Below are 9,299 nucleotides of genomic sequence, written 5' to 3'. Positions count from 1 at the left end.
AAATATTGGTTTTGGTAGTGCTTGTAATTTTGCTATTAAGTGGATTTATAATCAAGATAAAAATGCTATTATTTGGTTGATTAATCCCGATGCTTATTTTGTTGATTCTTCCTATTCACAGGTTCAACATTTTTTGAATAACCATCCTAAAATTTCGATTCTTGGTACAATTATTCGTACACCTATAAATGAGATTTGGTTCGCTGGTGGTAACTTTTCTAAATTAACTGGGACAGTTTCAATAGTTGATTTATTAACACATAGTAATGTCGATTATGTTGATTGTGATTGGGTTTCGGGTTGCAGCTTAATAATTAATCTTTGTAATTTTGATGAATGTCCGCTATTCGATACAAATTATTTTCTCTATTACGAAGATTTCGATTTTTGTCAGCGTTATGCAATCGATGGTCATAAAATAGCAGTTACAAAACAATTAAATGTAGTACATCAACCTTCTTCAATTACAAATAAACATATCCAACAAAAAATTCAACATAGTACTTATAGCTATTTGTTAACTTTAGAACGTTATACAAATATTCTGGTATTTCTTATTCGTTTTATCAAGCTGATTATTTTTGCTTCTATCTTAATTTTTATCAAACCTAAAATATCCTTAGGAAAATTCCATGCAGTATTTTTATATTGTCGAGATAGAATTAAAACTAGTTTATCATCAATATTTAGGTCGAATTAAAACTTAATATTCTACATCATATCTTTATAACTTCACTATAAAAAAATGAGCGAACTATTAGTTAATTTATCGATGGTTTTTTCTAAACCAACAGGTATAAGTAATTATGCCCTGAATTTATTTCCGTTTTTAAATAACTTAAATCCGACATTATTAGCATCTCAAAATTATCCTGATTTTAAGTGTTACCAAATACCGAATAATTTGACACCTGCTCAAGGTTCTAAAGGTCATCTACGTCGCTTAATTTGGACACAATTTAAACTGCCACAAATATATAAAGAATTTTCTGCAAAGTTGATTTTTTCACCTTTACCAGAAGCTCCAATTTCTGCAAATTGCCGTTATATTGTACAAGTACATGATTTGATTCCATTGCGATTTCCCAATATAAAATCACCACTGACAAACTATTTTCGTTATGTTGTTCCCCAAGTTCTGAAACAAGCACAACATATTATTTGTAATTCCGAATCCACTGCTGCGGATATTACTAATTTTTATGGCATATCTACAAGTAAAATTACACCGATTTTACTTGCACATGATACAAATCATTTTCAACCTAATTCGAGTAAATCTAATCCAAGTAAACCATATTTTCTCTATTTAGGAAGGCAAGATAAATATAAAAATCTACATGGAGTTATACAAGCTTTTGCAGATTTAGCAAACCATCAAAACTATGAATTGTGGCTTGTCGGATCGAAAGACAAACGCTTTACACCAACTTTGGAAATACAAATATCCGAGTTAGGAATTACCAATCAAGTCAAATTCCTAGACTACGTAGCATACAGCGAATTACCCAATATTATCAGCAATGCGATCGCACTAGTATTTCCGAGTTTTTGGGAAGGATTTGGTTTCCCCGTACTCGAATCAATGGCTTGTGGAACCCCTGCAATTACCTCTAATTTATCGTCGCTACCAGAAGTTACAGGAGATGCCGCAATCCTAATTGATCCATACAAAACACCAGAAATTACCGCAGCCATGCAACAAATCGCCGAAGATAAAGAAATGCGATCGCAACTTTCTTTGCTGGGATTAAAAAGAGCAAAACAATTTAGCTGGGAAAAAACAGGATTAGCCACAGTCGAGCTATTAAAGCAATTTATTTAGGTAATTGGGAATTGGGAATTGGGAATTGGGGATTGGGAATTGGACATAGAGTATTACGGATGCCCCTTGCCCCTTGCCCCTTGCCCATTTTACGGAGTTACAACTGTTCCTCCAACTGCTCCCGAATATACCAATCCACGCTGCATATCCATTGTTAAAATCGCACCATCACGAATTAATTGCGTTGCATCTTTGACACCAACTATTACAGGAACACCTAACCGAGAAGCAATCACAGCAGCGTGACTGGTAAGACTTGCATCCTCAGTAATAATACCTGCTGCCTTACGAATTGCATCTACGAAATCGGCAGTTGTATGGGATGCAACTAATATGTCACCGTGATTAAAATTACCAACATCAAGCCCACTATGCGCCACTCGTGCCCGACCACTGACAGAACCTTGTCCAAGTCCAATACCTTGACCAAGTATCGATGTCACAACCTCAACCTTAATCAAATCAGTGGAGCCAGAAACACCTTGGAGCGTACCTGCGGTCATCACAACCAAATCCCCTTCCGACACCATTTTATTCTCCAAAGCAACATTTAATGCCGCTTGGAAAGTTTGCCCAGTGGAAGGTAATTCCAGCACCAGCAAAGGTTTAACACCCCATACCATCTGTAGCTGTCGAGCTACATTTACGTGGGGTGTAACAGCTAAAATCGGCGTTTGTGGGCGGAATTTAGAAACATTGCGCGCTGTTGCCCCTGTTTGGGTTAATGACATAATTGCAGATGCACCCAACTGTTCGGCGATTTGACCGACTGCTTGGCTAATTGCGTTGGGAATTGAAGGTCTTGTTCGTGCTTGACGGGCATGATTATTTTCTGCTGCTTCTCGTTCCATCCTTTCGGCGATACGTGCCATCGTCGCGACAGCTTCCACAGGAAAATTACCCACAGCAGTTTCATTGGAGAGCATCACTGCATCTGTACCGTCCAAGATGGCATTTGCTACGTCCGAAACTTCGGCACGGGTAGGACGGGGATTATTCACCATGCTATCGAGCATTTGGGTAGCGGTGATGATGGGGATACCCAAACGGTTGGCGGTGGCAATGAGGCGTTTTTGCAATACTGGAACATCTTCTGCGGGCAGTTCCACACCCAAGTCACCCCGTGCTACCATGACACCATCGCAGAGTGCCAAAACAGCTTCCATTTGTTCGATCGCTTCGTGTTTCTCAATTTTGGCGACTACAGGTACTTGTTTACCAGTGCTGGAAATTAATTCTTTAATTTCAATAATATCTTGGGGATTGCGGACAAATGATAATGCCACCCAATCAACACCTTGATCGAGACCAAACATTAAGTCTTCACGGTCTTTGTCAGTCATGGCTTTAACCGACAAATATACCCCAGGGAAATTGACACCTTTATTATTAGAAAGGGTACCACCAACGACGACGCGACAGTGCAAGTCACCCTTATTGCGGTCTACATCTTCAACCACCATTTCCACACGTCCATCGTCAAGCATAATTCGTGCCCCCGATGGAACTTCATCAGCTAAATAATCGTAGGTAACGCAGCTAATATCCTGGCTACCAGCAATCAGACGATTTGTGAGGGTAAAGCGATCGCCCTTTGCCACAACAATTGACCCATTTTCAAATTTGCCCAAGCGAATTTTCGGACCCTGCAAATCCTGTAAGATACCCACAGGTTGGTTAAGCTCAAACGCAGTCTGTCGAATTAGTCTAATACTACGCTGATGGTCAGCATGTGTTCCGTGGGAAAAATTTAACCGCAACGTCGTTGCACCCGCTTCAATAATAGCCTTTAGCATTTCGGGACTGCTAGTGGCAGGACCAATTGTAGCGACAATCTTGGTACGACGAATCGAATCTCTTAATTGCATAGGGAGGTTGGTTATAGGGAGCTATCTGGGAATTATCGTAAAATTGAACGGCAGTTACTGTCTGTTCCTACCGATAGTTTGATAATTGGTCTTGGGTCATGGGTAATGGACAATAGGAATGCTTACGCTTTGCGGCTTCCCTTAGGGTAGGGTAATGGGCAGTAGGCATTAAAAAAAATTAGATATTAATTAATCTTTACTTTTTACCCTATTCCCCCATACCCCATGCTCCATCCCCAATTCCTACTCGATTGGAATCATATCGTTAATTCATCTGCCGATGTACCCATAAATAAATTAATTTTGGTACATAAAACTTTATTATTCAGCAATTTGTGTCGTATATTCGTAATATTTGGTTGCGTAAAGGTTAAGGAGTTTAGAATGCTGACGGCGGAGGCACCAAAGCCATTGACTCTCCCACCAAGGGAATTATTAGCGCCTCCGGGTGGTTTTAATCCTACACTGCTAATGTTTCTGATGGCAGTGGGAATTGTGATTTTGTCTTGTTTTGGTTATTGGGTTTGGGGATGGTATGACTGGGTGTGCTTTTGCCTAAATGTTTTTGCCTTACATGTTTCCGGTACGGTAATTCATGATGCTTGTCACCAGTCTGCTCACAGTAACCGAATTTTGAATGCGGTATTAGGGCATAGCAGCGCCTTAATGCTGGCATTTGCGTTTCCAGTGTTCACCAGGGTGCATTTACAGCATCACGGGAACGTCAATGACCCTGAAAATGACCCAGACCATTATGTCTCAACTGGCGGTCCATTGTGGCTGATTGCGGTACGGTTTTTCTATCACGAAATATTTTTCTTTAAGCGGCAGTTGTGGCGTAAGTATGAATTATTGGAATGGTTCCTCAGCCGTTTGTTTGTGGCATCCATTGTCTATATTTCAATCCAGTATCACTTTTTGGGCTTTGTGATGAATTTTTGGTTTGTACCATCATTGGTAGTCGGGATTACACTGGGGTTGTTTTTCGATTACTTACCTCATCGTCCATTTGAGGAACGTAATCGTTGGAAAAATGCCCGCGTTTACGCCAGTCCGATTCTGAATATTTTAATCTTGGGACAGAATTACCATTTAATTCATCATTTATGGCCTTCGATACCTTGGTACAAGTATCAACCTACTTATTATTTGATGAAGCCACTTCTTGATGAAAAGGGTTCGCCACAATCATTAGGGTTGTTGACAAAGAAGGATTTTCTGGGGTTTTTGTACGATATTTTTCTTGGTATTCGCTTTCACCATACCCAGAAGGAAGAAGGGAAGAAAGATTAAGGAAGGATGCTGAATCAATTTTAATTTACCCGGTTTGAATTCAAGCCGGGTTTATTTTTGGTTGCTAGTTAAATTTTAGATTCTGCCAAAAGCTAAAGAAATAATTAAGAATGACAAATATTTTTTCTCTGGCGGAATAATGAAGATTATCTACTGTTCCGATAACGGAATTAAAGGAGTTTACTGAGGGATAACCGCTCCCATGCTCCCTATGAAGTAAGAAATAAATGTCTAGACTTGTCTAGGATTTATATAGCAGTTGAATAATTAACGAATGGATTCTAAAAGTACGGGTAGTCCATACTTTGGGATGTTTATTAATAGAGAATTTATGCACTTTACAATTACTGAAGTGGATATAATTTAAAGTGCGAAAAATATACTTCAACGTTGTTTGTCTAGAATTAATAAAGATTATACAAATGTTATTTTTCCTAGATTATTTTCCCCAAATAAAATCGGCTATTTTTTGATTTTTAGGCAAATTTTCATCTTCTGGTGGACTTAATAATACAGAACGATGAATGAAATTCTGGCGATTGGATTTAGCTTGTAATCGACGTTTGACACGGCTGGGAATCCCATAATCGTAAACAATGTGTCCCTGTCCAGCTAAAACAATAACTTGGGTCTTTGGGTTTGCTTTGACAAAATTAGCGATACTTTCTGCCATTGTTTCATCCCAAAGAACCTGCGCTAAGAAGAAACTCTCTAGGTTTTTACTTGTGCCTTGTCCAGCATTTTGATGTGCTTCAAAAGCTGCTAAAACCAGTTTGCGGTATTCGTCTGGGGAAGTGTGAATTTCTGAAAATGGCGGGATTAATTTGCGCTCTTCTGGTGTCAGGCTTTCCAAACCTTGACGTGAGACTTTGCGGGTAATTTCTGACGGGGTATTAATCGCCAGGATGGGTATATTATTTGCTTTGGCAAATCGGAGAATTGGTGCATATAATTCCCAAGGAAAACCCCAACGTTGTTCGTATTCAGTTTGTTTAACTAATTCTTCCTCGGTTATTTTCCCTGCCAAATAATTATTAATGGCATTTTGGGAAGGACGTTGAAACATTTCCATTGCGATTGCTATTTTCTTGTTGTTGCGATTCCCGAAGCGATCGCTTAATTCCTGAATAATCTTTAGTTGCTTTTTATGGTCTTCTGCACTGTCGTGGGTTTCCCCAAGATATATTACCTTTGCTTTTGATATTTCTGGTATGAGTTTGGCGACGCTATTAATGCATCTAGTACCAGCAAAAAGAGTTTCACAAGTCTTTGTCGCTGGTATTTGAGCATAAGCTGGTACAGTAGATAATAAATAAAGTCCTAATGATAGAGCAAAGAATCGCATCAGTTTAATTTTGTTATTGTAGAAAATCATCTTGTCCGGTATTTCCAACTAGGATACTGAGAAATTAATTATTTTGCGACTAATCTCAAAATGTACGATCCAATATGGAGAGACGCGATATATCGCGCAAACTTTGCCACGGAGATACTCCCCGTGGCAAGATTTGCGTCTCTACAAATCCAAAATTTAAAATCTAAAATCTAAAATCCAAAATCTAAAATCTAAAATCCCATGAAAGGACTGTGGTTAGAAAAGCAACAATTACAACTTCGTACTGATATTCCGATTCCTGAAATCCCTCCAGGGGAAGTGTTGATAAGGGTTTTATCGGCTGGTAAGTAATCAGACAAAATTAACTACACAAAAATATGGTCTAAAATCCTTGATTAGCGAAGGATTTATAAATAACTAATATGTAATTAATTCTGTCCAGGTACTTATTTGTAATACTGACCTGGAATTAAAACGCGGTTATTACCCCTATAAAGGAATTTTAGGGCATGAATTTGTTGGTATTGTCGAACAAGGTGACGAAAGTTTAATTAATAAGCGGGTTGTCGGTGAAATTAATGCAGCTTGCGGTTATTGTCGTTTTTGTCTCAATGGACAACCAACACATTGCGAAAACCGTAGTGTTTTAGGCATTGTCAACCGCAATGGAGCATTTGCCGATTATTTATCTTTACCGAGCAAAAACCTTCATGTCGTTCCCGATAACGTTTCTAATCAGGTTGCGACATTTACCGAACCTGTTGCAGCAGCTTTGGAAATTCAGCAGCAAATTCAAATTGATTCGTCCCAAAGCGTATTAGTTGTTGGTGATGGGAAGTTAGGACAATTAGTCGCACAAACTCTAGCGCTTACGGGTTGTGATTTGTTAGCAATTGGAAGACATAAGGAAAAACTCGCTAATCTCGAAACAAGAGGTATCAAAGTTGGCTTTGTTGATGATGTGAAAGAACGCAGCTTTGATATTGCTGTTGAATGTACTGGGAATGATACAGGCTTTGAGATTGCCCGTTCAGCTTTGCGATCGCGTGGAATACTAGTATTAAAAAGTACTTATGCTGGTAAATGAAGTCTAGATGCTTCTGCTTTAGTTGTGGATGAGATTACTTTAATTGGTTCCCGTTGCGGTCCTTTTGCCCCAGCATTAAAGTTATTAGCGGATGAAAAAATAGATGTGAAACCATTAATTAATGCCAGTTTTCCCCTTTCCGAAGGACTTGCAGCATTTGAATATGCCCAAACTCGCGGTGTGATGAAGGTTTTATTGGAAATGGGTGAGGAAAGAAAATTCGTAATTCCTAATTTCCAATCCCCAATTTAATAAAGCATGGGATTTGTTTGTGGTGAATAGTCGAGACAAGTTATCGCTTCTTCGGTGTTAGCGATTGATGGATGGACAGTACACTTTAAACGGTAATCGGTGGTGAAAAATTGACAGTTGGCACAGGGTATCTGGTGCATTTGCTTGGCTGTAGTTACACCATCACTTGCTGCTGACCATAAACTCGAAATCACGAGAAAGATTAAGCTCCAAGCTCCTATAAAACAAATTGGGGTTAAGAATGGTTGAATTAGGTTAATTAGGGTAGATATTACTGGCAACACGGTGGTTTATTTTCCTAGCTTGGATTCAGAATTACAGGTTTTGAAGAATTCGGAAGTCAAAAATCGGAATACTTACTCAAAAATAAATCTATAAGTAATATTAAATCTAATATGTCGCTCTTTAGCTTCTAGCTGCGGAGATAAATAAAAATCGTAGAAGTTATATACAATATACTGAACTCACCCCACCCCTAGAATTGTGGAGAATTTATTTTTTGGTGTTCCCTTAGTATCCTGAAATTATCCCTTTTCAAAGGGGGAAAATAAAAATCCAGTTCCCTTCCCTTTCCAAGGGAAGGGTTAGGGTAGGGTAATTTTATTGTCTACGATTTTAAAAGTTTGCATGACCGATCGCAATACCAACAACAAGCATTCCCAAAACTAGAAACGGTTGGGCACTAGCTTGATATTTTACGTCATTACCTAAGGGGTCACGCAAAAAGTACATATCTTGGAATACCATCTGGGGAATGACCATTAGCAGTAGGATGGCAGCATAAAGTTGCTGGTGGATAAAGATGAGATATGCTGCGATCGCAATTTGAAATACGTCTATCATGGTGACGCATATCCAAGCTGCTGTTTTTACCCCAAACATTACGGGTAAAGACTTTAAACCAAGTTTTGTATCACCTTCAATGCTTTTGAAGTCGTTAACAATAGCAATACCCAAACCAGCAAAGCTATAAATTACCGTCATTACAACTATTTTCCAGTCAAGTTCGCCAAATAAAGCATGTCCCGCACACCAGGGTAAAGCAATATAGCTCGAACCCAAAGCATAAGTACCTAACCAACCATTTTGTTTCAACTTGATTGGAGGTGCCGAATAGATATAGGCAATAAATACACCAAAAAGCGTCATTGCCGTAATCGTGGGAAATTCATGACCTACCCAAACATCTAAAATATAAGCCAAGCCGATACCGCTCAACATCAATACCCAAGCTTGGCTTATTACTTGGGGTAGGGAAATAGCGCCAGAAGGAATTGGACGATATGGTTCGTTAATTGCATCAATATCGCGATCATAATATTCGTTGATGGTTTGGGTGTAACCTGTTAGTAAAGGACCTGAAAGTAACATACAAGCGGCAGATTTGAGGAAATTTTCCAGCGTCCAAGTATATTCACCCGAAGAAGCTGCACCGCAAACCACACCCCAAATTAAGGGAATCCACGTAATCGGCTTCATTAATTGCAAGCGAATCTTCCAAATCGAAGTATCCCCAGTTGTCGCACCTTTCATTCCTAGCAACTGTCGGGTTTTTGCATTGCGATTATCGCTCAACGACTCCGCAGGAGTATCATCTATCGTTTTTACTTCTTCACTCGTATTTGGGTTAACTGGTGT

At 39.0% G+C, this 9,299-nt stretch carries 7 protein-coding genes and 2 pseudogenes; 5 read left to right on the top strand and 4 right to left on the bottom strand.

Features of this window, described 5'->3' with window-relative positions:
- Both CK510_RS31900 and CK510_RS20280 read left to right on the top strand, forming a co-directional pair.
- On the top strand, nucleotides 1-700 hold a 700-nt coding region (locus CK510_RS31900; protein WP_095723424.1), incomplete at its 5' end, for a glycosyltransferase family protein.
- A 45-nt stretch (nucleotides 701-745) separates the two neighbouring features.
- Nucleotides 746-1,825, top strand: coding sequence for a glycosyltransferase family 4 protein (locus CK510_RS20280; protein WP_095723423.1), 1,080 nt, complete (start codon nucleotides 746-748; stop codon nucleotides 1,823-1,825).
- 89 nt (nucleotides 1,826-1,914) lie between these two features.
- On the opposite strand, the gene pyk is transcribed toward CK510_RS20280, so the two are convergent.
- Nucleotides 1,915-3,693 carry a pyruvate kinase gene (gene pyk, locus CK510_RS20275; RefSeq protein ID WP_095723422.1) on the bottom strand — a complete coding sequence of 593 codons (1,779 nt, stop codon included), beginning with the start codon at nucleotides 3,691-3,693 and terminating at the stop codon, nucleotides 1,915-1,917.
- A 384-nt stretch (nucleotides 3,694-4,077) separates the two neighbouring features.
- On the opposite strand from pyk, the gene crtR reads away from it, so the two are divergent.
- A complete protein-coding gene (crtR, locus tag CK510_RS20270; RefSeq protein WP_095723426.1) occupies nucleotides 4,078-4,986 on the top strand; it encodes a beta-carotene hydroxylase in 909 nt (302 codons plus the stop codon).
- A 439-nt stretch (nucleotides 4,987-5,425) separates the two neighbouring features.
- On the opposite strand, the gene CK510_RS20265 is transcribed toward crtR, so the two are convergent.
- Nucleotides 5,426-6,331, bottom strand: coding sequence for a ChaN family lipoprotein (locus tag CK510_RS20265; protein WP_245912239.1), 906 nt, complete (start codon nucleotides 6,329-6,331; stop codon nucleotides 5,426-5,428).
- Nucleotides 6,332-6,562: 231 nt separating this feature from the next.
- Between CK510_RS20265 and CK510_RS31120 the strand changes: the two are divergent.
- Together CK510_RS31120 and CK510_RS20260 are read left to right on the top strand one after the other, a co-directional pair.
- Nucleotides 6,563-6,667: pseudogene (locus tag CK510_RS31120) on the top strand (alcohol dehydrogenase); the annotation flags it as partial.
- Nucleotides 6,668-6,749: 82 nt separating this feature from the next.
- A pseudogene (locus CK510_RS20260) lies at nucleotides 6,750-7,661 on the top strand (MDR/zinc-dependent alcohol dehydrogenase-like family protein).
- On the opposite strand, the gene CK510_RS20255 reads toward CK510_RS20260, so the two are convergent.
- Nucleotides 7,658-7,945: a hypothetical protein gene (locus tag CK510_RS20255; RefSeq protein ID WP_095723420.1), complete on the bottom strand. Its 288-nt coding sequence runs from the start codon at nucleotides 7,943-7,945 to the stop codon at nucleotides 7,658-7,660. The pseudogene CK510_RS20260 and the gene CK510_RS20255 overlap by 4 nt on opposite strands.
- Before the next feature lie 331 nt (nucleotides 7,946-8,276).
- Nucleotides 8,277-9,260, bottom strand: a complete 984-nt coding sequence (gene chlG, locus CK510_RS20250) for a chlorophyll synthase ChlG (protein ID WP_095723425.1) — start codon at nucleotides 9,258-9,260, stop codon at nucleotides 8,277-8,279.
- Between the last annotated feature and the right edge of the window lie 39 nt (nucleotides 9,261-9,299).

Origin of the sequence: Brunnivagina elsteri CCALA 953 (assembly GCF_002289455.1) — a bacterium.
In the GTDB taxonomy this organism is placed as follows: Bacteria; Cyanobacteriota; Cyanobacteriia; order Cyanobacteriales; family Nostocaceae; genus Brunnivagina; species Brunnivagina elsteri.
This window is presented reverse-complemented; position numbering and strand designations above follow the sequence as displayed.

Excerpts from the sequence above, each read along its gene's own strand:
- crtR (WP_095723426.1), top strand. The coding sequence starts at position 4,078 with ATGCTGACGGCGGAGGCACCAAAGCCATTGACTCTCCCACCAAGGGAA.
- pyk (WP_095723422.1), bottom strand. The coding sequence starts at position 3,693 with ATGCAATTAAGAGATTCGATTCGTCGTACCAAGATTGTCGCTACAATT.
- CK510_RS20265 (WP_245912239.1), bottom strand. The coding sequence starts at position 6,331 with ATGCGATTCTTTGCTCTATCATTAGGACTTTATTTATTATCTACTGTA.
- CK510_RS20280 (WP_095723423.1), top strand. The coding sequence starts at position 746 with ATGAGCGAACTATTAGTTAATTTATCGATGGTTTTTTCTAAACCAACA.